The organism is Mesoflavibacter zeaxanthinifaciens DSM 18436 (genome assembly GCF_000422365.1).
Lineage (GTDB): Bacteria > Bacteroidota > Bacteroidia > Flavobacteriales > Flavobacteriaceae > Mesoflavibacter > Mesoflavibacter zeaxanthinifaciens.
The window spans coordinates 1-24,477 of record NZ_KE383820.1 but is presented as its reverse complement, the minus strand read 5'-3'; the positions used below and the strand labels follow the sequence as shown (position 1 = coordinate 24,477).

Below are 24,477 nucleotides of genomic sequence, written 5' to 3'. Positions count from 1 at the left end.
GGTTCGTTGGGTATGATCTCAGCCTGTATGATTTAAGTTTGACTAGTATATCTTAAATCAAAAAAGCACCCCTTTTTTGAGAACGGCGCAAAGATAAATAGGTTTTTTGAAATAAAAATAAGAATTCTAACTTTTATAGAATTAATTTAAAAATAGCCGAAAATAAAATTGTTCTTTTTTAAAATAATACCAAACTAATCAATGTTAGGTTTACGTCTATTTGCTTTCTTTTCGGATTGTATTTTTTTGTTTTTTAGTCGCTTTTTAATAACTGACTTTGGCACTTTTGTAGGTTTTCTTTCTGCTTTAACCTCTAGTGCTGCTTCTAAGATCGAAAATGCTCTACTTATTGCAATTCGTTTATTTTTAAGTTGGCTTCGTGTTTCTCCACATTGCAGAATTAACACTTGATCTTTTGTTAACCTATTATAAAGCTTTTCTATTATTATTGCTTTTTGGTGTTGATTTAATACTAAAGATTCTGAAACGGAAAAACTTAATTCGATTTTTGTAGCAACTTTATTTACATGTTGCCCACCACTACCTGAGCTACGAATGGCTTTAAAGTTAAATTCTTTTTCTAATTCTTGATAAGGCAACATTAGTCTACTTGATGAGATGATTTAAGCAAATCGTTTACCGTTTTTACTGGATTAAATGTTGCTAATGGTACTTCTACAAAAATAGTATTCCAGTTAGACATACTTCCATTCCATAATCCTGGCAATTCTAATGCTTTTATACTTTTACCGTTAACGGTTTTTTCTGTTATAAAAGCTGCTTTTGGATCTAAAAATTTTTGTAAATCATACACTTCACCTTTATAATTTTTAATACTACAAACTATATCTACAGGATTAAAATGAGTTGCTTTTTTAAGTATTTTTTTCTGTGACTTTGCTTTGGTGTCTATTTGAGCTGTTTCGACAATTTGAAGAGAAATATTAGCAGCTTCATCTTTTACCCAAAATGGTCCTCCACCAGGTTCTCCTTCATTTTTTACCATACCGCAAACTCTAATTGGACGGTTTAGTTTTTTCTGTAAATATTCTACTTGATATTTTTTAGCGTACTTTTCAAATTCTTGAGAAATTACTACGTTAAGTTTATTTTGTAAGAACGTTGCAATCTCTATTAACTCTTCTTCGGTTAGATCCTTTTCGTCTAATGCTTTGGCATAATCAAACGCTTTAGTTTTTACATCTAACAACAATCCTGCAAGGACTTTTTTATGTTTCCAAACTTGTTCTTTGCTTTTAGGAACCACAACATTATCAATATTTTTTATAAAAATAACATCTGCATTTAAATCGTTTAAGTTGTTTATCAAAGCTCCGTGACCAGATGGTCTAAAGTATAACTCTTTAGATTTTGTTCTTACAATTTCGTCCTTACTATTTACTGCAATAGTATCTGTTGATTGCTTTTGATAAGAAAATGAAATATCAAATTTGGTTTCTGTGTTTTGTTCTACTTTATCCTTAATCTTTTCAAACTCTGCTTTAAAAAGTTCTAGATGCTTGTCTGAAATTGTTAAATGTACTTTTGCTTTTTTATTTGAAGAAGCATATAACGCTGCTTCGTATAAATGTTCTTCAAAAGCAGTTGCAATATGATCTTTGTATTTATGAAATGGTAATAATCCTTTTGGGTAAAAGCTATAATTAAGCTGATTTTCTTGTAATAAAGCTTTTACAAACTCGATACGTTGTTCTTCTAGAGTTAATTTTGAATAATGCGGTTTTGTATTTTTTAAATGTTGAATAACATCGTTGTAAAACGGTAATTTTTCTAGACCTATAAAAAATAACGAAATATCTAATGCTTTTTTACGGTTAATGTATGCATTAATACTCTCGTCATTAGATTGGTATGATTGTAAAAATTGAAATAAGAATTTAAACATACGTGTTGCTGCGCCAGACGCAGGAACAAACTTAATTACATCGATATTATCCTTAGAAGCATCATATAACGAGATTAATTGTTCTTTTTCTGTATCGTTTAAGTTCAAAATACCATCTCCTACAGTTGCTGCACGTTTTAAGTTGATATAAGGTAAACCTGTTTTAAAAGTTTCTAATTGTTGCTTTAGCTTTTTTACAGTAATTCCTTTTTTTTCTAATAACTCTTGGTCTTTAGGGCTTAACTTCATCTTTCTTTGCTAATAATTGATTAATGTGCTTGGTGGCTAATGCTAAACGTGTTTGCTTATCGCCTTTTAATAAAACATATGGTTTGTTATATTTTATTAAAGCTGCTTCAAACGCTTCAAACATTTCTTGTCTTTCTTCTGGTTTATCTCTTAAATCATCTGCTTCCCAAGGTGTATCAATATACGTTAAAAAGTATAAATCGTAGGTGTTTTTTAAAGCATATTTTTCTAATAATGGATCACATGTACCTGAATAATATTCTTCTGAATACACTTTAGTTTCTAGTAAATCGGTATCACAAATTAAAACTGAATCTGTTTTTTGAGCTAATGTATTTTCTAATTGCATTTGACCAATAGCTATTGGCAAAAGGTCTTTAGGCTCGCAAGTTTTACGATCGTTATTCCATTTATTTTGAAGATATTCGCGTGCATATTCTGGTACCCAAACCGAATTATAATATCGCGCTAATTGCCTAGAAAGGGTCGTTTTACCACTACTTTCTGGTCCAAAAAGCACAACTTTTATACAATTGCTTGGTTGTTGTTTAAGAGCTTTTTCCATGCTAAATATCCATAAATTGCTATTACCGTAAATCCTAAATACTGTAAACTGGTAAATGTAAATCCTTTATAGAAATATAAAGGTACAGAAATGATATCTCCTATAATCCAAAAAATCCAATTTTCAATTTTTCGTTTTGCCATTAACCACATTCCAACAAAGAAAATAGCTGTTGTCAACGCATCTACATAAGCAACCCAACTTGTCCACTTATCAAAAGTTTTATAAACAGTAAAAACAAAAATTAAAGTTGCAATAAATATAACAATACTAGCTTGTTTTTCCTTAATGGTTGTTGTAGAAATTGGTGTTACATGAGTTTGATCTACCTTTTTTGTCCAAAAATACCATCCATAAACACTCATTATAAAATAATAAGCGTTTATCATCATATCGCCTAAAAGTTCCCATTTTAGTAATAAATACACAAAAATTAGTGTACTTATCATACCTGTTGGAAAGACAAGAATTTTGTTTTGTTTAGAATACCAAACAGATAAAAACCCAAAGATTACGGCAATAATTTCTAAAACAACATCTACAGTATTATAAGTTGTATATTGACCAAAAAAGAAATCAAAAATGTGGTTCATAATCGCTTCTGTTTGTTTTTACAACCTTCATGGTTAATACACTAATATCTGTATTTTCAAAAGATGTTTTAATAGCTTGATTTAAAAATGGCATAAGCGTATCAAAGTCACCAAATATTTGTGTACTTAAAGGATTTTCAAGTACTTTAAATTCAGAATTTCTAAGTGTTTTTATAAAGTCTATAATGTGTGACTCATAATCGTTTTGTAACGGCGACAAGGTTAAATCTACTGATATTTGCATACTAATGTTTTAATTGTTCAAAAAACTGTTGGTTTTCTTCAAAAGCAGTACCAATAACTACCATATCTGCGCCTGCAATAAAAGCGTTTTCTATTTGTTTTTTTGTTCTAATTCCGCCACCAACAATTAACGGAATATCTATTTTATTTTTTACAGATTCAATTACTTCAACCGGTACTTCGTAAGTAGCACCACTACCAGCTTCTAAATAAATCAACTTTTTACCTAATAATTCTCCTGCTTTTGCTGTGTTTGTGATAGCATCTACATCTGTTCTATTTAAAGGTAACGTTTTTGTAACGCGCTGTACTGCTGTTGTTTTGCCAGATTCTATTAAAATATATCCTGTTGAAATGACTTCTAATTGTGTTTTTTCTAATAGAGGTACAGCTTGCACTTGCTTGTCTATTAAATAGTCGGCATTACGTCCTGAAAGCAAAGACAAAAACAAAATAGCATCTGCATCTTTTGAAATTTGTGTGACATCACCAGGAAATAAAACTATTGGTAAATCGGTAAGCATTTTAATCACTTCTACTAACTCTTGTGTTACGTTTTGCCCTACTTCACTACCGCCAATAAAAATATGTGTTATTATTGATTCATTGACTTTATCTATAAATTGCAATGCATTTTTAAGCTGAAATTTATCTGGATCTATTAACACCGCCAATAGTTTATTTCCGTCATTTTTAGCTTGTAATATATGATTGTAAATGTTCATTATTCAATAACGTAAGCGCAAGTAAATCCTTCAAATTCTAAGAAGTGTGAGTTGTATCTTTTTTTTAGCCCATTGTAATCAATCCAACACACTGTTTCTTCATCTTTAATAGAAAAAGGTATGACTAAAAAGTGCTCTCTAAACAACATTCCTGGTGTTGCAAATAGTTTATATAAAGACTCTTTTATGCCCCAAATAACTGTTAGTTTATTAATATAATCTTTAGCTTCAGTATCTAAATACTCAAACTCGTAGTCGACAAATTTCTTAGCTATTTTCGTAATTTTTTCGCGCTGCATTTCTATATCAATACCAACTTCATTATCACTAATAATAACTCCAGAGAATGTGAAACTGTGCGTGATAGAAATATGCTTTCCGTCTTTTAAATGTGGTTTACCGTTTTCATCATAAAACAAATCTTGATCGGTATAACCAAACTCTCGTAACAAGTGTCTAACACTTAAAAAACCACGTTGATGTAACTCGCTTTTCATTCCTAAAACTCTGGTTAAACTTTCTGGTTTTAAGTCTAAAGGCGATAGTAAATCGTCATAAGATTCTTCAATTTTCCAAATTTTAACAGTAGTTTGGCTATTAGGAGTAATGGATTTGTAAAGAGGCATTTAATATTCTAAATGTTATTAGTTATCTTTGCAACGCCTAAGGCGATTTTGGCATTTTATATAGCGAATTTAGTTATTTTAAAACACTAAAACCAAAGTTTAGCCCTTTAATAAACATAGAAAAAATTTAGAAATGAGTACAAAAACAGTCCCATACGTTCCTAATAAGGTAAAAGATATGTCTCTAGCAGATTGGGGAAGAAAAGAAATTGAATTAGCCGAAGCAGAAATGCCAGGTTTAATGAGTTTACGTGAAGAGTATAAAAATGAGCAGCCGTTAAAAGGCGCACGTATTGCTGGTTGTTTACATATGACCATTCAAACTGCTGTTTTAATTGAAACGTTACAGGCTATAGGTGCAGAGGTTACTTGGAGTAGCTGTAACATTTTCTCTACACAAGATCAAGCTGCTGCTGCTATTGCTGCCGCAGGAACTGCTGTTTATGCATGGAAAGATATGACAGAAGAAGAGTTTGACTGGTGTATCGAGCAAACCTTATTTTTTGGAGAAGATCGTAAGCCTTTAAACATGATTCTTGATGATGGTGGTGATTTAACTAATATGGTTTTAGATAAATACCCAGAATTAGCTTCTGGTATTAAAGGTTTGTCTGAAGAAACTACGACTGGTGTACACCGTTTATACGAGCGTGTTAAAAACGGAACATTACCAATGCCTGCAATTAACGTAAACGACTCTGTAACAAAATCTAAATTTGATAACAAATATGGTTGTCGCGAAAGTGCTGTAGATGCTATACGTCGTGCAACGGACGTGATGTTAGCTGGTAAGCGCGTTGTTGTTTGTGGTTACGGAGATGTTGGTAAAGGTACTGCTGCGTCTTTTAAAGGTGCAGGAAGTATCGTAACAGTTACTGAGATTGACCCAATTTGTGCGTTACAAGCTGCAATGGACGGTTTTGAAGTTAAAAAATTAGAAACTGTTGTTGGTAATGCCGATATCGTAATTACTACAACTGGTAACAAAGACATTGTACGTGCAGAGCACTTTAAAGCAATGAAAGATAAAACCATAGTATGTAACATTGGTCATTTTGATAACGAAATACAAATGGCTTGGTTAAACGAAAACTATGGCAACACTAAAAACACAATTAAACCTCAAGTAGATAAATATACTATTGATGGTAATGATATTATTGTTTTAGCAGAAGGACGCTTAGTAAATTTAGGTTGTGCAACTGGTCATCCAAGTTTTGTAATGAGTAACTCTTTTACCAACCAAACATTAGCGCAAATCGAGCTTTGGAATCATTCTGACAAGTATGAAAACGAAGTATATATGCTACCAAAACATTTAGATGAAAAAGTAGCTAAATTACACTTAGAAAAAATTGGTGTTGAACTTACTGAGCTTAAGCAAGATCAAGCAGAATATATTGGTGTAACGGTTGAAGGTCCTTTTAAACCAGAACACTATAGATACTAAAATTTCTGCAACAGCAGAAAAATTACAAATCCCAAGCAGAAATGTTTGGGATTTTTTTATTGTACATTTTAAAAATCAAAAACCCTTTCTGTTAAAGAAAGGGTTTTCTTAATTTATGAAAAAATTATTATTTATTCAATTGTAATGAATCTACTGCATGATAAAAGAAATCTTGCTCATCATTCATTGAAACAAATAATCCGTTGGGAAATTTATCACCTAATGCTTGTGTCGTAATATCGCAACCATCGGTTTCTAAAGTTCCTAAGTTTAAAGTTTTTACGAAAGCATTATCACTTCTTGTAAAAAAGTTAAACGTATGATCTTGTTGGTTAGATACTATTATATAACCTTCTCCGTTAGGATAAGTTGCTATAGCAATACCTTCTATATCGTCTTTAAAATACTCAGAACCAAACATGGATATTTCTTTATTCCCATCTTTTGGGTTGGCGTGATATTTTCTTATACCTACACCTTCATCAGAAAAATATACAAAACCTAACTCGTCGTCTACAGCTATGGCTTCAATTTCTTTTTGACCACTAAATGTGCCTAATTTTCTAAGTAATTTTGTAGAAACTCCTGTCGAGTCAGATTCTAATCCATACTGGTATAAATAACCTTCTTTTGGACCAGCTTTTCGGCTAACAAATACAGAGACTTCATTAGTTTTTGGGTTTTTATAAATTGAAATTCCCATTGGTCTTTTTTGAAGCTTATCAGTTTCATCTTCAAATACTTTAAAACCTCCATTATCAAGTGGCTTTAAATCTGGTACAGAAAATAACCGTATTTGATTTTTTTCTCTTTCTGTAAACATCAATATATCTGTTTCAGTACTATCTGTTAACTTAAAACCATATTCTACATCTACATTATTTGGGTAACTTACACCTGTAATTGCTTTGTCTTTAATTAGTTTTCCGTTTAAATCAAAAGCGTAAACACCACCATTAACTTCGTCTTTATCTGTACCAAAAACTATACTTTGTTCTGGGTTTTGTTTGTTTACCCAAATTGCTGGATCATCACTATCGTGAGGTACTTTATCTGTTTTTAATGTTGGCGGTATTACTGGTAAGTTAGTTTTGCAAGCTACCATTGTAATTGCGCAACATAGTATTAAAAATTGTTTCATTATTTTTTGCTTTTAAATAGATCATACTTTAATCCAAAGGTTAAACGCTTCTCGTAGTATTCCATTTGCATGGTTCTTCCTTTTACACCTTGATAATAACGTAATGGTTGGTTAGTAATGTTATTTAAATTAGCATATAAGGTTAGATTTTTACTTAATGCAACATTAGCATTAAAGTCTAAGAAAAACTGCTCGTCATAGTATCTGTCTTCAAAAGCATTTCCTCCTATTTCATCTATATAATCGTCTGAAAAGTTTGCTGATAAACGTAAACTGAATTTTTTAGCATCATAGCTTAAAGATCCGTTAAACATATTTGGAGCTGTTTGTGGTAAATCTAAATCTGTACGCTCTTCTCCGTCTTCGTTATAAATACCATCTGTATTTGAAGTTAAATACGTGTAGTTTAAATAAATATTAAAGTTTTTAGCAAAACCTGGTAAGAAATCTAAACGACGTTGAAATGAAAATTCTGCTCCAAAAACCGATGCTCCATCTCCGTTTAGTGGTTGGTAAACTTCATAACCATTTTCGTTTTCTGTTTGTCTTACGTAAACAAAATCTTGAATATCTTTATAAAATAAACCTCCTGATATTATACCAACAGATTTAAAGTAATGCTCTGCCATAATATCAAAGTTCATAGATGTAGTTGGGTCTAACTCTGAATTACCTAAGAAAATCTCTTCATCTTCATTATTAATTTCTTGATAAGGCACTAAGTCTACATAGTTTGGTCGCGCTAAAGTATTTGTCCAAGCAAAACGTAAAACAGTATTATCTGTTACGTTATATTTTAAATGAACACCTGGTAAAAGGTTTGTGTAAGAATTTTTATCTGTTAATTTTTGAATACCGTCTACATCTCCATCTTCATTAAAAGTCAACTCGTTACCTTCACTATCAATAGAAGTATGCTCTAACCTAACACCTGCTAACACGCTAAATTTATCAGAAAAATCTTGATTTAACATAACATATCCTGCATATACGTTTTCATTAACATCGTAGTTTGCTGTTATGTATTCTTCTGGCAAATCTTCACTTTCAAATAGGTTTGTGTTGTTAAGATTAAGTCCTCCTAAAAATTCTTCTGAAGCAAATGTCCCTATTTGATATTGACTACCAGCTAAGAAATCTGAATCAGAGTAGTTTTTTGTAGGAATCATTCCTAACTCTTCTAACATTCCTGTTGCATCACTGTATTCTGTAAAATCGTTATCTCTATTTTTATTTTTTAATCTAGTTTTTACTCCAAATTTTAAAAATCCATCTCTATCTTCAACAATAGAAACTGGTAATTTGGCATTTACAAAAAAGTTAAAATCTTCTTCTTCTGTATATTGATTTTCTTCTGATAACTCATTAAACGTAAAAATTGAAAAATCAGAATTAGCAGCATTTACTGGTGAATAGTTTGGTTTATCTTGATTGTTATTAAAGTTAACCATGTACTCGCTTTCGTATTCTAGATAACGCTCGTTTAATCTTTCTTCAGATGCTTTAGCAAATGAAGCCATCCAATCAAATTCTACATTACCTAATAAATGATCTCCACCTAAACTAAAGTTAAACATACGTTGATCTTCTAAACGCCTGTTTTTATTTCTATTATTATCAATTCCGCCTTTAGACTGTCTTTTTGCCTCAACCGGAAACATGGTTAAATTTCCATTGCTATCAACATTAAAATCGCCTAAACCAATATCTTCTCCATCTAATATTTCATGTTCTAATCTAAATCTGTTTTCGCGATCATCTCTCCAGTTGTAAATTGATTTGAAGTAAACCGTATTATTTTTATCTAACTCGTAATCAAAATTTGCAGAAAAACTTCTTCTAACACGTTGTACTAAGTATTCTCTAATTTCAAAAACATTAGCGTAAGGATTTACATCTACTTCTTCAAGGATATCATCACCTTCTATGTCTTGGACTCCTGTATTATATTCAAACTCATCTGTCCATTCTGTTTCTACGTTATCACTTCCAAAATCATTATCATTGATAGATGCAGAAACCATCCAACCAAATTTACCATCGTTAGAACGGTCTCCTACTAAAAATGAACCATTTAAAATACGCTTATCTGTAATAAAGTTTAAACCAGAACCAGCTGTTGCAGACAATCTAAATCCTTGTGGCGATGTTCTTGTAATTAAATTTACAGATCCTCCAAGTGCATCTGCATCCATATCTGGTGTAACGGCTTTATTAACTTCGATAGTTTGAATCATGTCAGAAGGAATTAAATCCATTTGTATGTTTCTATTATCTCCTTCTGCAGAAGGAATTCTGCTTCCGTTAAGAGTTACCGAGTTTAATTGAGGTGATAAACCTCTAACAATAATATTTCTTGCTTCTCCTTGATCTACTTGCATTGTAATACCTGGTATACGCTTTACAGCATCTCCTACATTGGCATCAGGAAACTTACCTATTTGGTCTGTAGATACGATATTTGTAATATTTTGTTTGTTTTTTTGAGCATTTAAAGCTCTTGCTTGACTACCAATACCGTATCCAGTCAATACAACCGTTTCTAATTCGGTGTTTTCTGAGTTTAAATTTATATTTAGCGTTGTTGTTGTATTAGCTGTTACTTGTACAGATTTTGAAACATCAGAATATCCTAAATATTTAACCAATACAGTATAATTTCCTTCTGGCACGTCTACTAGAGTATATTTACCATTAAAGTTAGAGATTGCTCCTTTATTTAATGTTTCTATTAAAATAGTAGCTCCTGGTATAGATATACCATTTTCATCTGTTAATGTTCCTTGAATATTTCCTGACTGAGAATAGCTACTAAAAGAGATAGTTAGCAGCATTAATAAGGTGTAAAAGTATTTCATATTTTGTTGATTTTTGTTCAACGCTAAATAATAAAATACCCATCTAAGTGAATTTAGATAAACTTAAAGGTTGAGTTATTTTTAAATGAAAAAATAAGCTTTTTAATATTAACAAAACTATGAGGTAATATTAAAGAAACAAAAAACCCTTTCTAAAATTAGAAAGGGTTTTTTGTTTTTTGGGCTAAAAATTCTTAAGCCTGAAAAGGCTCTATAGAAACATAAGATTTGTTATCTTTTTTCTTTGTGAATTTTACAACACCATCTACTTGAGCGTGTAACGTATGGTCTTTACCTTGGTATACGTTTTCACCTGGATGATGTGTGTTACCTCTTTGTCTTACAATGATATTTCCAGCAACAGCTGCTTGACCACCAAAAATCTTAACACCTAATCGTTTCGATTCTGATTCTCTACCGTTTTTAGAACTACCAACTCCTTTTTTATGAGCCATAATTTTAAGGTTTTAAAGTTTCTGCTTTACGCAGTAACGTTGTGTTATACTTAAGTGTTGTAGATTATTTTTCTACTCCACCATCTAATTTGTCTTGTAACTCTTTTAATTCATCCCACTTACCATCAGCAGCTAATTGAGCTTGTTGAGGCCAAGTGTCTGGTACGTGATTACCACGAACACCTTCGATGATTTCAGAAATTTTTGCTGGTTTAGCTTTAGCTAAATCTGCATAAGTAGCAATTCCTGCTTCTACTAAAGTTTCTGCAATTTTAGGTCCGATACCTTCAATTTTCTTTAAATCGTCTGCTTTAGCAGTAGACTTTTTTGCAGCTGCTTTTGGTGCTTCTGCTTTAGCTTCTTTTTTTGGAGCAGCTTTTTCAGCTTTTTTTGCTGGCTTAGCTCCAGATGCTACTATGTTTTCAATTACGATTTCAGTTAAGGCTTGTCTGTGACCATTTTTCACACGGTAACCTTTACGTCTTTTCTTTTTGAAAACAATAACTTTATCACCTTTAAGGTGCTTTAAGACTTTTGCACTTACTTGTGCTCCATCTATAGCTGGGGCGCCTACTGTTACATTGCTACCGTCTGCTAATAAAAGTACGTTGTCAAAATCAACTTGCTTACCTTCTTCTACTGCTAAACGATTAACAAAAACTTTTTGGTCTTTTTCAACTTTAAATTGATGCCCTGCTATCTCTACAATTGCGTACATAGCGTAACGTTTTTATTAATTTAATTATTACTAATTGCTTCTGTTTTCTCAGAAAGCGGATGCAAATATACTTCTAATTAATTAATCTACAAACGTTTTAGGCATTTTGAAGCATATTTCTGCTCTTTTTTAGCATTTGCATGCAAGTTAAGGTTAAGACTACTGTTGTAGCAAATCCCATAATTGCAACTACAAAAGCCACTAATCCTATGTGTACGTTGTAATCTTGTTTAAATACAGTAAGTAGCTGACTTAAAAAATCAGGATTAATTTCGGTAGCATATAACGTAAAAAATATTGTAAAAACAATAGCAGCTAAGAATCCTGCTACTAAGCCTGATGTAAATCCATTAGAGTAAGTAAAGTCTTCATCTTGTTTTAGTTTTTGATGCTTAATAACTTCGTAAATACCAAATCCCGTTATAAAGCCATTAAACAAACTAAAAAAAGGATTTGTGTGTAAATTAAATAATGCTAAAATTAAAAAATAAGCAATAAGGGCTGCACTTATGGCAAACCCATATTTAATAGGTAATGAGATATTTTTCATAGTTTTTTATTTTATTGGTTAAATAGTCCATTTAATTTCGTGAAAAAAAAACTGTTTTTTTATAATTTGATGTTAATTTTTCTGATTGAAAGGATGTTAAGCCATTTCTATTGTTATTTTTGTTAAAAAGTGTAACAAATCTTTAAGATTTGATACTAATACCAAAAAATAGACAATTAAATATCTTAAACATGAAAAAAAGTTTATTCTCATTAGCAGCTTTAGTGTTGGCTGGTTTTACCGCTAATGCTCAAGAAGTTAAGTATGAAGAGTATGATTTAGATAACGGCATGCACGTTATTTTACATCAAGACAATTCTGCACCTGTTGTTACTACTTCTGTAATGTATCACGTTGGTGCTAAAGACGAAAACCCAGAACGCACAGGATTTGCTCACTTTTTTGAGCATCTTTTATTTGAAGGTACAGAAAACATTCCTCGTGGAGATTGGTTTAAAATAGTATCATCAAATGGTGGTAGCAACAACGCTAATACTACAGATGATAGAACGTACTACTACGAAGTTTTTCCTTCTAACCAAGTTGAATTAGGTTTATGGATGGAATCTGAGCGTTTAATGCATCCTGTAATTAATCAAATTGGTGTAGATACACAGAATGAAGTTGTAAAAGAAGAAAAACGTTTACGTGTAGATAACTCTCCTTATGGTAAGTTTTTTGAAAACGTAAAAAAACACATGTTTAAAAAACATCCTTACCGTTGGACTACAATTGGTGAGATGGAACATTTAGATGCAGCAACTTTAGAAGAGTTTCAAGCATTTAACAAAAAATTCTATGTGCCTAACAACGCTGTTTTAGTTGTAGCTGGTGATATAGATGTACCTCAGGTTAAAAAAATGATTAAAGATTATTTTGGACCAATTCCAAGAGGTGAAGAAATTACAAGAAACTTCCCAAAAGAAGACCCAATAACAGAACAAATAAATGCTAAAGCTTACGACGCTAACATCCAAATACCTGCTGTTGTAGCTGCTTATCGTACGCCATCTATGAAAGATAGAGACGCTTACGTTTTAGATATGTTATCTACTTACTTAAGTAGCGGAAAATCTTCTGTACTTTACAAAAAGTTAGTTGACGAAAAGAAAATGGCTTTACAAGTTGGTGCTTTTAACAATAGCCAAGAAGACTACGGTACTTATATCCTTTTTGGTCTTCCTTTAGGAGATGTAAAACTTTCTGATCTAATTAAAGAAATTGATGAAGAGATTGTTAAAGTTCAAAACGAATTAATATCAGAAAGAGATTATCAAAAACTTCAAAATCAATTTGAAAATCAATTTGTAAATTCTAATTCTAGTATCTCAGGTATTGCTAACTCTTTAGCTAGATACTACATGCTTTACGGTGATACAGATTTAATCAATTCAGAAATTGAAATCTATAGATCTATTACTAGAGAAGATATGCAAGAAGTAGCTAAAAAATACTTACAGCCTAATAAGCGTCTTGTATTAGAGTATTTACCAGAGGAAAAAGATAACAAATAAGAAATGAAGATTAGCTTCGGCAATTTTTCAATTTAAAATATAAAACATAATGAAAACAAAAATAACAGCCTTATTAGCCGTATTGTTCTTATCAATTTCTGCAACAGCTCAAATTGATAGATCTGTACAACCTAAACCAGGTCCTGCTCCAACCATTACTCTAGAAGTACCAGGAGAATTTCAACTTAAAAATGGACTTAAAGTTTTAGTTGTAGAAAACCACAAATTACCACGCGTATCTTACTCTTTAACAATTGACAACAATCCAATTGTAGAAGGAGACAAAGCTGGAGTATCGAGTATGCTTGGAGCTATGTTAGGTAATGGAACTACAAATATATCTAAAGACGAATTTAATGATGAAATTGACTTTTTAGGAGCAAGATTAAGTTTTGGATCTAGTAGCGCATACGCTTCTGGTTTATCTAAATATTCTGAGCGTATTATGGAGTTAATGGCAGATGCAGCAATTAACCCATTATTTACACAAGAAGAGTTTGACAAAGAAAAAACTAAAGTTTTAGAAGGACTTAAAAATTCAGAAAAAAGTGTATCTGCTGTAGCAGGAAGAGTAGGTTCTGCACTTGCTTATGGTAAAAAACATCCTTATGGAGAATTTATTACAGAAGAAACTGTAAATAATATTACGTTAGATAATGTTAGAGCTTTTTACCAAAAATACTTTAACCCAAACAATGCTTACCTTGTAATTGTTGGAGATGTAGATTTTAAAACCGTTGAAAAAAACGTAAAGAAATATTTTAAAAATTGGGAAAAAGGAATAGATGTTACAACTAATGTAATTAAACCAAATCCTAATGTACCTGCTACGCAAATCAATTTTGTTGATATGCCAAACGCAGTTCAATCTAACATTGCTTTAACTAACAATGTAGACTTAAAAATGAATGATGACGATTACCTAGCTGCTAAAGTTGCTAACTACATCCTTGGTGGTGGTGGTGAAGGTTATTTATTCTTAAACCTTCGTGAGGATAAAGGTTATACCTATGGATCTTATTCTAGTATAGGAGCAAATAAATATGGTGCATCAAGATTTGAAGCTACTGCAGAAGTAAGAAATATGGTTACAGATAGCTCTGTAGTAGAAATGCTTAAAGAGGTAAATCGTATTAAAAACGAAACGATTACTGAAGAAGCTTTAAAAAATGCAAAAGCTAAGTATGTAGGTAGTTTTATCATGTCTTTAGAACAACCACAAACTATTGCAAGAAATGCTCTAAACATTAAACTAAACAATCTTCCTGCAGATTACTACAAGACTTATTTATCAAGAATTAATGCACTTACAGTTCAAGACATTAAAGATGCAGCTAATAAATATTTTAAGCCTGAAAATGCAAGAGTTATTATAGTTGGTAAAGGAAGCGAAGTAATACCTAACTTAGAAAAAACAGGATTACCTATTAAGTATTTTGACAAATTTGCAAACCCTGTAGAAAAGCCAGTATTTTCTAAACCAATCCCTGATGGTGTTACTGCAAAAACAGTAGTTGATAATTACTTAACAGCTGTTGGTGGAATAGACAAAATCAAAGCTGTAAAAACAGTACACATGAGTGGAGATGTAAAAATTGAAGGTGTGCCAATTCCTTTAACTGCAGAAGTAAAATACATGATGCCTAACAAAGAATCTTTAGAAATGAACGCTGAAGGTATGGGTACTTTAATGAAGCAAAAGTGGAATGGAACAACTGGATATATGGAGCAACAAGGAATGAAAAGAGATATGACAGAAGATCAAATTGCAGAGAAAAAAGCTAGCCCAGCATTATTCCCAGAAACTGATTTGGACATGAACAATGTAAGCTTAGAAAGCATTGTTTCTATTAACGGAGAGGATAACTACAAAGTAAAAGTAGTTAATGGAGATAATGAAATCTTCCGTTATTACAATACGTCTACTAACTTATTAACTCAAGTAGAAAGTACTACCGAAGCACAAGGTCAAGAAATTAAAACAGTTGTATCATACAACAACTATTCTCCTGTTAACGGAGTACAGTTACCGTATGGTCAAACAATTGTTTCTGGACCTCAAACTATATCTATGAATTTTAAAGCAATTAAAGTTAACGAAGGTGTTACAGAAGCAGACTTTGAATAATTAATTGTTTATGATATTTATTAAAAATCCGAAGTTTAATTACTTCGGATTTTTTTTTGCTTTCTATTTGCTAAAAACACACCAAATAATATTATCAAACTACCCAAACCTTGGGTCCAACTAAAAGTTTCATTATCTAATAATCCCCAAATTAATGCTACAATTGGCATTATATAAGTTACAGAAGATGCAAACACAGGTGTTGACATCTGCACTAACTTATTAAATAAAACTTTGGCTAAAGCGGTACCAAAAAAAGATAAAACAACTACAAAACCAATAGAGCTTACAAATTCTGATTGGTCTAAGTTTTCAACATTAAAAAAGTCAGTCAAAATCAACACCAATAATGCAGGAATAAAAATTATAACATAATTACCTGCTGCAATACTTAATGGTTTAACATGTTGCAAATAAGTTTTTATAACATTTACATTAATTGCATACATAATTGTAGATGCAATTACAAAACCTGCATACCAATAATTTTGATTTGGATTTAGATCTGCTCCTTCAAGAATTAAAATAGAAGTCCCTACAAAACCAATTACAATCCCAATAACTTGCCTAGTATTTGTCGCTATTTTAAAAACAGCAGCACCTAACAAAACCGTGTTTAAAGGCACCAAACTATTTAAAATAGAAGCCACAGCGCTATCAATTTCAGTTTCTGCTATAGCAAAGAAAAACGCAGGAAAAAATGAGCCTACAAAACCTGAAAGCGCTATCCATTTCCAGTCTTCTTTTTTGAGAAGCTTCAATTTATTATAACCAACAATAAACAAAAACACACCGGTAATAATCGTGCGTAAAGCTCCTAATTGATAAGCATTTAATCCTATCAATGCCTTTTTTATCAGGATAAAAGATGTACCCCAAATTAAAGACAACATCAATAGGTAAACCCATTTTAAATAATCATTATTTTGCATAGTCAATTTTTACACTACAAAAATGGAATAATACATACAATAATTAACAATATTTCTTAGTTTTGTAATCTATTCAGTAATAATTAAATACTATATAAAATGAAATTATTTAAAAATATATTAGCTTTAGCTATTGTCACACTTTTTGCGTTTAGTTGTAAAAATGAAGCTAAGCCAGAAGTAGTAACTTCTCCAAACTCTGAAATTACAACTAATAATGAAGTAGCTAAATTAGATCCAAACGCTAACTATGCTAAGGCAGAATTCACTATCGAAGGAATGACTTGTGCAATGGGTTGCGCAAAAACTATCGAGAAGAAAATGGCTAAAATGGAAGGTGTAAAATCTGCAACAGTAGATTTTGACAAAAAATTAGCAATGGTAGAATATGATGATGCTAAAGTAACACCAGAAAGTTTAGAAAACACAGTTACAAGTGTTGCAGATCAATACAGTGTAAAAGACATGAAAACTGTAGAAAGTTTTACTAAAGACAAAAAAGAATGTTCTGCAAAATGTAAAGAAAAATGTGCAAACAAAACAGATGCAGAAAAAATGGCTTGCAAAGAAACGTGCAAAAAAACTTGTGCAGAAAAAGCTAAAAAAGCCTAAGACATTTAAAAATTAATAATAAAAAGCCTCGATTAGTCGAGGCTTTTTTATGCTTTAAAATCATTAATTATTCATATTTTGGATAAAATTTATTAAAAATGAAAAATAAAATTCTCTTATTCATTACAATTTTGTGTACTTATTTTATAAAAGCTCAAACATTACCTCAAACCATTAGCGATACAACTTTTACAATTGGTAAAACAGTAAAAATTAAGTCTAAAATATTAAACGAAAACAGAGAATTAAATATCTATTTACCTGCATCTTACAATCTAGACAGTATAAAGACCTATCCTGTAATCTATTTATTAGACGGTTCTAAAGACGAAGATTTTATACATATTTCAGGAATTGTACAGTTTGGTTCGTTTTCTTGGATTAATATGTTGCCAGAGTCTATTGTTGTAGGAATTGCTAATGTAGACAGAAAAAGAGATTTTACATATCCATCTAAAAATGAACTTGACCAAAAAGAATTTCCTTCATCTGGAAAATCTGAAAAATTTATAAGTTTTATAGAATCAGAACTTCAGCCTTACATTAACTCTAAATTTAAAACTAGTAAAGAAAAAACAATTATTGGTCAATCTTTAGGCGCCTTATTAGCAACAGAAATATTATTAAAAAAACCAAACCTTTTTGACAATTATATTATTGTTAGTCCTAGTTTGTGGTGGGATGATGAAAATTTATTAAACTTCAAACCTATTAATTATAACAATAATAAAGCTATTTACATAGCAGTTGGTAAAGAAGGGCAAGTTATGGAACGTACAACCAAACAACTTTACGAAAAACTAAACTCTAATAAAAAACAAAATACAAGGTTGTTTTTTAACTTTTTAGAAAACAAAACTCACGGAGATGCTTTACATATTGCAGTATATGATGCTTTTGAGAAAATTTATAGTTCTAAAAAATAAATTATTTCCACTCTAAAGTTTCCATAATGTGTTTAATATCTTTTTGCAGATAGTTAGCAGCAGGTAAGATAGAATCGTAATTGGGTTTTGCGTAAAAATATAAAGAACCTGTTAAAAAGTGCTTTGTACTATCTGTGACATAAAATTGTGATTGGCTTGCTGCATTACCACCAACTTCGTAAAACATTCCGTAAACCTTTCGGTCTTTATTATCATAAACTTGCTCTACAATTTCATCAGCTTTGCGTGTGTGTTCTTGTGTAAAGTTTTGTGCGTCTTTTAAAAACTTAGTTAATTCTTCCTCGTCGTGTATGGTTTTATAAGTAAGATAAATTGTTCCTTTTAATTTTTCATACTCTAAGTTTAATCCAAAACTACTAGGATCATTAGGAATGGTTTTAATTTTAACGGTATCACTAAGTGTATTTCTTTCAAAAGAAAACGGTAATTGTTTATTATAACTTTTATAAGTTGCTTCTGGATACTCTAACCTTAAATACCCTTTTGGTTTTGGCACAGGATCTTCTGCGCAACTGGTTAATAAGAGTAAACCTAAAAGTAAATATGTTAGTTTTTGTATCATCAATTCTACATTTTGGTTAGGGTAAAGTTACCTTAACACGCTTAATTCTTTTTTTATCTAAAGACTCTATAGTAAAAACGTAATTTTCAAATTTTATTTTACTGTTTCGTTTAGGAAAACCTCCAGAATTCTCTAAAATAAATCCAGCTAAAGTTTCGGCTTCTCCTTTATTGTCTTCAAAAACAGTATCGTCTTCAAGTTTTATAATTTTATAAAAGTCTTTTAATGCTGTTTTCCCTTCAAAAACATAGTTTTTATCGTCTAGCTTAGAAAAGATTAAATCTTCGTCATCAAACTCGTCACTAATATCACCAACAATTTCTTCTATAATATCTTCTAAAGACACTAAACCTGAAGTTCCGCCATATTCGTCAACTACAACAGCAAGGTGTACTTTTTTCTCTTGAAACTCTGACATTAAATCATCCAATTTTTTGTTTTCTGGCACAAAAAATGGATCACGTAAAAGCGATGTCCAATCAAATTCTTTTTCATTTAAATAAGGCAACAAGTCTTTTACGTACAAAATACCTTTTATGTTATCCATATTATCTTGGTAAACTGGTATTCTGGAATAACCGTTGGCTACAATTTCTTCCACAATTTCTGTGTAAGTTTGATCTATACTTAATGCAAATACATCAATACGTGGTTGCATCACTTGCTTGGTATCTGTATTACCAAAACTTACAATACCTTGTAGTATTTTTTGCTCTTCTTTGGTTGTATCATGCTCGCTTGTTAGCTCTAATGCTTGAGATAATTGATCTACACTAAGGTTTGATTTTTGTTTTCCTAATCGGCTATGTATTGTTAGCGTTATAGCACGCATTGGTAAACTTAACGGAGAAAACACTACATCTAAAACACGTAAAGGATATGCCATAAAAGTGGCAAATTTTAAATTATTACGGCTAGCATATATTTTTGGCAAAATTTCTCCAAAAAGTAATATTAGAAAGGTAACAACTACTACATCAACTATAAATTTTATTAAAGTAGATGTAATATTTTTAAACATAAACTCACTTAAAAAAGCAAACAGAATTACTATACCAATATTTATAAAGTTATTTGCCACCAATATGGTTGCCAGTAGTTTTTTTGGTCGTTCTAAAAGCTTGGTAATTATTTTTATTTGGTTTTTTGCAGCTAATTCTTCGTCTTCTAAGTCTGTTCTTGACAGAGAAAATAAAGCAACTTCTGCTCCAGAAATTAATGCAGAACCAATTAAAAGAACTATTAAAAGTACAAATCCTAGTACTATATTTATATTAGTACTAGCTAAAAGTAAGATAAAACACGAGGGTTCAGGATCCATATAATATTACTTAAAAAGGAAGATCGTCATTATCGTCTTCTACTGTTTGTGTATTTGGTGTTTCAGGTTTTGGTGCTTGTTGTTGCATCGATTTTGCTTGTGCATTACCTTGCATAGCTTCAGATTCGTTTTTATTACTTAAAAACGTAAAATCTGTCACTTGTATTTCTGTACTATAACGGTCGTTACCAGAATCATCTTGCCATTTTCTAGTTTTTATTCTACCTTCAACATATATTTTATCTCCTTTTGACAAGTATTTTTCGCAGATTTCTGCACCTTTATTACGTACAACTATATTATGCCATTCTGTATTACTAATACGCTCGTTAGTTTGCTTATTGGTATAAGTTTCGTTAGTTGCTAAAGGAAAACGTCCTACACAGCCACCACCTTCAAAATAGTGCATTTTTACTTCGTCTCCTAAATGCCCAATTAGCATTACTTTGTTTAGTGTTCCTGACATAATTATTTAATATTAAGGACGCAAAATTACAGAATTGCGTCTGTATGTTATTAAAATTAATAATTTTTTTTGAAGTGAATGAATTATAAATTTTAAAAATTAAATTTATCAATAAAGTTACCTATTAGAATAGGTACAGGAAAGTCTTCTATATTAGAAATATCAATACCATTTTCAATACTTTTATCTATACTAACTATCCAAAATTTTGTGTACAAATGTTGATGCGATAGTTTATATATTATATCTGTATCATTATATAAATGAACATCAAAATTCATATCTTCTAAAACATCTAAATTTTCAATCTTAGACTTTATATTATTATAAGTTGAAGGTTTTTCAGTTTCAATTAAAGGAAATTGATATAAGTTTTGCCAAATCCCGCTTCCAATACGTTGTTCTAAAATTGTTTTTTCGTTTTTAGAAATAATAACTATAAAATTAAAGTACTTTTTAGTAACCTTAGTTTTTTTAAGCTTAACAGGTAATACAGCAATTTTATTTTCTTTTAATGCTAAGCAACTTGTTTTAAAAGGACAAACACTACAATCTGGATTTTTAGGTTTGCATTGTCTTGCGCCAAACTCCATTATAGCTTGATTAAAAATAGCAGGTTGTTGTTTATCTATTAATTGTTGTGCTAACGCTTTAAATTCTTTTTGTCCTGGAGTAGAGTTTATTGGTGTTTCAATTCCAAAAATTCTTGATAAAGCTCTATAAACATTACCATCTACCACTGCAGTTACTTCGTTAAAGCAAATAGAGGCAATTGCGCTAGCAGTATAATCTCCTACACCTTTTAGCTTTAAAATATCTTTATATGTATCAGGAAAAACACCATCAAGCTCGTTTACTATATATTTTGCAGACCAATGTAAATTTCGTGCGCGTGAGTAATAACCCAATCCTTGCCATAATTTTAAAACGTCTTCTTCATTAGCATTTGCAAGGTCAAAAACTGTCGGAAATTGACTTGTAAAAGCATGGTAATAAGGTGTACCTTGAACAACTTGTGTTTGCTGTAAGATAATTTCAGAAAGCCAGATATAGTAAGGGTTATTCGTACTACGCCAAGGTAAATCGCGTTTGTTTACTGTATACCAATTAATTAACTTTGTTGAAAAATTCATAGGGCTAAAAACTACAAGAAATGCAAAAGTAAAGTTTATAGCATTAAAATTTAATGAATTAGGTTTGAAATATTGAATATTAAATGCCTATATTTGCCAACCCTTAAAAAAAATATAATAACCCAAATAATAAAAGAAAATGACTAAGGCTGATTTAGTAGCAAAAATTTCTGAGAAATTAGGAATTGAAAAAGGAGATGTTCAAGCGACTGTTGAAACTTTTATGGAAGAAGTAAAAACATCTTTAGAGAGTGGAGATAACGTGTACTTAAGAGGATTCGGTAGCTTCATCATCAAAACTAGAGCTGAAAAAACTGGAAGAAATATTTCTAAAAACACAACAATAAAGATTCCAGCTCACAATATTCCAGCATTTAAGCCAGCAAAAGTATTTGTAGAAGGCGTTAAGACAAATGTTGACGTAAAGTAAAAATTTAAACGAATTATTAATTTAAAAACATTAACCTATGCCAAGTGGTAAGAAACGTAAAAGACACAAGGTTGCTACGCATAAGCGTAAAAAACGTAGACGCGCTAACCGTCACAAAAAGAAAAAATAATTCCAAAAAGTAGTTTTTTAACTACTTTTTTGGTTTTTTAAAATTTCGTTCTTTGAAAATAGAGTTTAAAAAAATTACGTTATAACCTTGCGTAAAAATAAACTCAGCCGGATTAAAAATCCTGTGAAAATTGTATAATCCATCTATACTTAATCGTATGGATAAAAATTAACCTAAATGGATAAAGAATTAATTATTAGGTCTAGTCCAGAAGCTGTTGATTTTGCCTTATTAAAAGATGGAAAACTAATTGAATTACATAAAGATGAAGATGGTAACAAGTTTGCTGTTGGCGATGTGTTTATCGCCAAAATAAGAAAAGCTGTACCAGGTCTTAATGCTGCATTTGTTAATGTAGGATATGAAAAAGATGCCTTTTTGCATTATCATGATTTAGGACCAAAAATTTCTTCGCTTTTAAAATTCACAAAACGTGTAAGCACAGGTAAATTAAAAGACTTTTCTTTAAAAGATTACCCATTTGAAAAAGACATTGATAAAGACGGTAAAATAAACAACGTCTTAAAATCAAATCAGTCTATTTTAGTACAAATCGTAAAAGAACCAATATCTACAAAAGGTCCAAGAATAAGCTCAGAGCTTTCTATTGCCGGTAGATATATTGTTTTAGTCCCTTTTTCTGATCGTATATCTATTTCTCAAAAAATAGAAAATAGAGAAGAAAAAGACCGTTTAAAACGATTGGTAAAAAGTATAACTCCACCAGGTTTTGGCGTTATTGTACGAACAGTAGCTGAAGGCAAAAAAGTAGCCGAACTAGACAAAGATTTACAGCATTTGTTAAGTCGTTGGACAACAATGTGTAAAAAGCTACACAAAGCCCATCATCCTACCAAAGTATTAGGAGAATTAAATAAAGCATCTTCAATTTTAAGAGACATATTTAACGACACTTTTACAGGTATACATGTAGATGATGAAGAGCTTTATTTTCAAATAAAAGATTATTTGCAAGAAATTGCACCAAATAAAGAATCAATTGTCAAACTCTATCAATCTAAAGTTCCCATTTTTGAGAAATTTGGGATAGAACGACAAATAAAAACTTCTTTTGGAAAAACAGTATCTATGGCTAAAGGTGCCTACCTTGTAATAGAACATACTGAAGCACTTCATGTAATAGACGTTAACAGCGGTAATAGATCTAACAAATCAAACTCACAAGAAGATACTGCGCTAGAAGTAAATCTTATCTCTGCAACAGAAGTAGCACGACAGTTAAGATTACGCGATATGGGCGGTATTATTGTAGTAGACTTTATAGATTTAAACTCTGCCGAAAACAGAAAAAAACTTTACAATCACTTACGTGAAGAAATGAAAGATGATAGAGCCAAACATAAAATATTACCTCCTAGTAAGTTTGGATTGATTCAAATAACACGTCAAAGAGTAAGACCAGAAATGAACATTAAAACCAGAGAAGTTAACCCTAATGGTGATAATGGAGAAGAGGTCGAAGCACCAATAGTATTGGTACAAAAAATAACTCATGACTTAGAACAACTATTTAAAAAAGACTATAAAAAGGTGACCTTAAACACACATCCTTTTATAGCAGCCTTTTTAACAAAAGGTTTTCCATCTGTACGTTCAAAATGGTTTTTTGAACACAAAAAATGGGTAAAAATACAACCTAGAGATGCTTACACATATTTAGAATATCATTTTTACGATAAAAATGGTGATTTAATAAAATAATCCAAAGCCTTGCTAATTATTTAGTGAGGCTTTTTTTATTGTAAAAATTTGGGCGTTTTAACAGGCTGTTCGTTATATCTTTTTTTGCCTTATATGGAAGCAAAAAAAGGATGTCACTACCATCCTTAACGCAAAAAAGCGGTAATTTGATTGGTTCAAATTACCGCTTTTTTAGTATTGATAAAGCTGATTATTTCAGCATAAAATTTAGATTACTGCTTCACAATTAAGAACTGGCTTCTTCTGTTAAGTTGGTGTTGTTCTTTGCTACAAGGGTTACAATCTACAGCAGGCTCAGTTTCACCTTTACCAGATGCAGATATTCTGCTAGCATCAATACCTTTAGAGATAATGTACTGTCTTGTAGTTTGTGCACGTCTTTCTGATAAACCTTGGTTGTAGCTATCAGAACCTCTAAAGTCTGTGTGAGACGTCGCTTCTATAACCATATCTGGGTATTTATTCATCACTTGTACTAAATTGTCTAATTCAAACGCTGCT

25 protein-coding genes are annotated in these 24,477 nt (G+C 31.0%); 7 read left to right on the top strand and 18 right to left on the bottom strand.

The annotated features are described in order from the left end of the window. Window positions 1-194: 194 nt before the first annotated feature. The 7 genes from arfB to H574_RS0112170 are packed head-to-tail and all read right to left on the bottom strand — an operon-like array spanning window position 195 to window position 4,907. On the bottom strand, window positions 195-602 hold the full coding sequence (arfB, locus tag H574_RS0112200) for an alternative ribosome rescue aminoacyl-tRNA hydrolase ArfB (RefSeq protein ID WP_027880848.1): 408 nt from the start codon (window positions 600-602) through the stop codon (window positions 195-197). Further along, window positions 602-2,155, bottom strand: coding sequence for a DUF4301 family protein (locus H574_RS0112195; protein WP_027880847.1), 1,554 nt, complete (start codon window positions 2,153-2,155; stop codon window positions 602-604). Before H574_RS0112195 ends, arfB begins: the two co-directional genes overlap by 1 nt. Next, on the bottom strand, window positions 2,139-2,720 hold the full coding sequence (locus H574_RS0112190) for an AAA family ATPase (protein ID WP_027880846.1): 582 nt from the start codon (window positions 2,718-2,720) through the stop codon (window positions 2,139-2,141). The genes H574_RS0112195 and H574_RS0112190 overlap by 17 nt, the downstream gene beginning before the upstream one ends. Beyond that, a complete protein-coding gene (gene pnuC / locus H574_RS0112185) occupies window positions 2,681-3,313 on the bottom strand; it encodes a nicotinamide riboside transporter PnuC (RefSeq protein WP_027880845.1) in 633 nt (210 codons plus the stop codon). The genes H574_RS0112190 and pnuC overlap by 40 nt, the downstream gene beginning before the upstream one ends. Beyond that, on the bottom strand, window positions 3,297-3,557 hold the full coding sequence (locus H574_RS0112180; RefSeq protein ID WP_027880844.1) for a hypothetical protein: 261 nt from the start codon (window positions 3,555-3,557) through the stop codon (window positions 3,297-3,299). The genes pnuC and H574_RS0112180 overlap by 17 nt, the downstream gene beginning before the upstream one ends. Window position 3,558: 1 nt before the next feature. Next, the gene (locus H574_RS0112175) at window positions 3,559-4,281 is read right to left on the bottom strand and encodes a phosphoglycerol geranylgeranyltransferase (protein ID WP_036227638.1); all 723 of its coding nucleotides are present in this window, start codon (window positions 4,279-4,281) and stop codon (window positions 3,559-3,561) included. Beyond that, complete coding sequence (locus H574_RS0112170; RefSeq protein WP_027880842.1) at window positions 4,281-4,907, bottom strand: 4'-phosphopantetheinyl transferase family protein; 627 nt, start codon at window positions 4,905-4,907, stop codon at window positions 4,281-4,283. The genes H574_RS0112175 and H574_RS0112170 overlap by 1 nt, the downstream gene beginning before the upstream one ends. A 133-nt stretch (window positions 4,908-5,040) precedes the next feature. Here H574_RS0112170 and ahcY point away from each other — a divergent pair, with 133 nt between their 5' ends. Then, window positions 5,041-6,357 carry an adenosylhomocysteinase gene (ahcY, locus tag H574_RS0112165; protein WP_027880841.1) on the top strand — a complete coding sequence of 439 codons (1,317 nt, stop codon included), beginning with the start codon at window positions 5,041-5,043 and terminating at the stop codon, window positions 6,355-6,357. Between the two features lie 127 nt (window positions 6,358-6,484). On the opposite strand, the gene H574_RS0112160 is transcribed toward ahcY, so the two are convergent. The 5 genes from H574_RS0112160 to H574_RS0112140 all read right to left on the bottom strand — a co-directional run bounded on the left by H574_RS0112160 (window position 6,485) and on the right by H574_RS0112140 (window position 12,079). Continuing rightward, on the bottom strand, window positions 6,485-7,498 hold the full coding sequence (locus tag H574_RS0112160) for a phytase (RefSeq protein ID WP_027880840.1): 1,014 nt from the start codon (window positions 7,496-7,498) through the stop codon (window positions 6,485-6,487). After that, window positions 7,498-10,356, bottom strand: a complete 2,859-nt coding sequence (locus H574_RS0112155) for a TonB-dependent receptor (RefSeq protein ID WP_027880839.1) — start codon at window positions 10,354-10,356, stop codon at window positions 7,498-7,500. The genes H574_RS0112160 and H574_RS0112155 overlap by 1 nt, the downstream gene beginning before the upstream one ends. Before the next feature lie 194 nt (window positions 10,357-10,550). Beyond that, entirely contained in the window at window positions 10,551-10,811 is a 261-nt protein-coding gene (gene rpmA / locus H574_RS0112150; protein WP_027880838.1) for a 50S ribosomal protein L27, read from the bottom strand. A 64-nt stretch (window positions 10,812-10,875) separates the two neighbouring features. Next, the gene (gene rplU, locus H574_RS0112145) at window positions 10,876-11,529 is read right to left on the bottom strand and encodes a 50S ribosomal protein L21 (protein ID WP_027880837.1); all 654 of its coding nucleotides are present in this window, start codon (window positions 11,527-11,529) and stop codon (window positions 10,876-10,878) included. Window positions 11,530-11,626: 97 nt separating this feature from the next. Beyond that, on the bottom strand, window positions 11,627-12,079 hold the full coding sequence (locus tag H574_RS0112140) for a DUF4199 domain-containing protein (RefSeq protein WP_027880836.1): 453 nt from the start codon (window positions 12,077-12,079) through the stop codon (window positions 11,627-11,629). A 191-nt stretch (window positions 12,080-12,270) separates the two neighbouring features. Between H574_RS0112140 and H574_RS0112135 the strand changes: the two genes are divergently transcribed. Next, window positions 12,271-13,593, top strand: coding sequence for a M16 family metallopeptidase (locus H574_RS0112135; RefSeq protein WP_027880835.1), 1,323 nt, complete (start codon window positions 12,271-12,273; stop codon window positions 13,591-13,593). Between the two features lie 49 nt (window positions 13,594-13,642). After that, window positions 13,643-15,721, top strand: a complete 2,079-nt coding sequence (locus H574_RS0112130; protein WP_027880834.1) for a M16 family metallopeptidase — start codon at window positions 13,643-13,645, stop codon at window positions 15,719-15,721. A 35-nt stretch (window positions 15,722-15,756) separates the two neighbouring features. Here H574_RS0112130 and H574_RS0112125 read toward each other — a convergent pair whose 3' ends face one another. Then, window positions 15,757-16,653 carry a DMT family transporter gene (locus H574_RS0112125; RefSeq protein ID WP_036227636.1) on the bottom strand — a complete coding sequence of 299 codons (897 nt, stop codon included), beginning with the start codon at window positions 16,651-16,653 and terminating at the stop codon, window positions 15,757-15,759. A 99-nt stretch (window positions 16,654-16,752) separates the two neighbouring features. Between H574_RS0112125 and H574_RS0112120 the strand changes: the two genes are divergently transcribed. Next, entirely contained in the window at window positions 16,753-17,265 is a 513-nt protein-coding gene (locus tag H574_RS0112120; RefSeq protein WP_027880832.1) for a heavy-metal-associated domain-containing protein, read from the top strand. Between the two features lie 98 nt (window positions 17,266-17,363). Further along, on the top strand, window positions 17,364-18,191 hold the full coding sequence (locus H574_RS0112115) for an alpha/beta hydrolase (RefSeq protein ID WP_027880831.1): 828 nt from the start codon (window positions 17,364-17,366) through the stop codon (window positions 18,189-18,191). Window position 18,192: 1 nt separating this feature from the next. Here the strand turns inward: H574_RS0112115 and gldD are convergent, their stop codons facing one another. The 4 genes from gldD to mutY form a co-directional block, all read right to left on the bottom strand. Next, the gene (gldD, locus tag H574_RS0112110; protein ID WP_027880830.1) at window positions 18,193-18,774 is read right to left on the bottom strand and encodes a gliding motility lipoprotein GldD; all 582 of its coding nucleotides are present in this window, start codon (window positions 18,772-18,774) and stop codon (window positions 18,193-18,195) included. Window positions 18,775-18,790: 16 nt separating this feature from the next. After that, a complete protein-coding gene (locus H574_RS0112105; protein WP_027880829.1) occupies window positions 18,791-20,095 on the bottom strand; it encodes a gliding motility-associated protein GldE in 1,305 nt (434 codons plus the stop codon). Between the two features lie 10 nt (window positions 20,096-20,105). Continuing rightward, a complete protein-coding gene (locus tag H574_RS0112100) occupies window positions 20,106-20,561 on the bottom strand; it encodes a single-stranded DNA-binding protein (RefSeq protein ID WP_027880828.1) in 456 nt (151 codons plus the stop codon). Between the two features lie 92 nt (window positions 20,562-20,653). After that, window positions 20,654-21,694 carry an A/G-specific adenine glycosylase gene (gene mutY / locus H574_RS0112095; RefSeq protein ID WP_027880827.1) on the bottom strand — a complete coding sequence of 347 codons (1,041 nt, stop codon included), beginning with the start codon at window positions 21,692-21,694 and terminating at the stop codon, window positions 20,654-20,656. Window positions 21,695-21,833: 139 nt separating this feature from the next. Between mutY and H574_RS0112090 the strand changes: the two genes are divergently transcribed. Beyond that, window positions 21,834-22,124 carry an HU family DNA-binding protein gene (locus H574_RS0112090; RefSeq protein WP_019386001.1) on the top strand — a complete coding sequence of 97 codons (291 nt, stop codon included), beginning with the start codon at window positions 21,834-21,836 and terminating at the stop codon, window positions 22,122-22,124. Between the two features lie 307 nt (window positions 22,125-22,431). Continuing rightward, window positions 22,432-23,976 carry an Rne/Rng family ribonuclease gene (locus tag H574_RS0112085; protein WP_027880826.1) on the top strand — a complete coding sequence of 515 codons (1,545 nt, stop codon included), beginning with the start codon at window positions 22,432-22,434 and terminating at the stop codon, window positions 23,974-23,976. A 212-nt stretch (window positions 23,977-24,188) separates the two neighbouring features. Here the strand turns inward: H574_RS0112085 and H574_RS14240 are convergent. Beyond that, window positions 24,189-24,477: OmpA family protein (locus H574_RS14240; RefSeq protein WP_036227634.1), on the bottom strand; the 289-nt coding region annotated here is incomplete at its 5' end.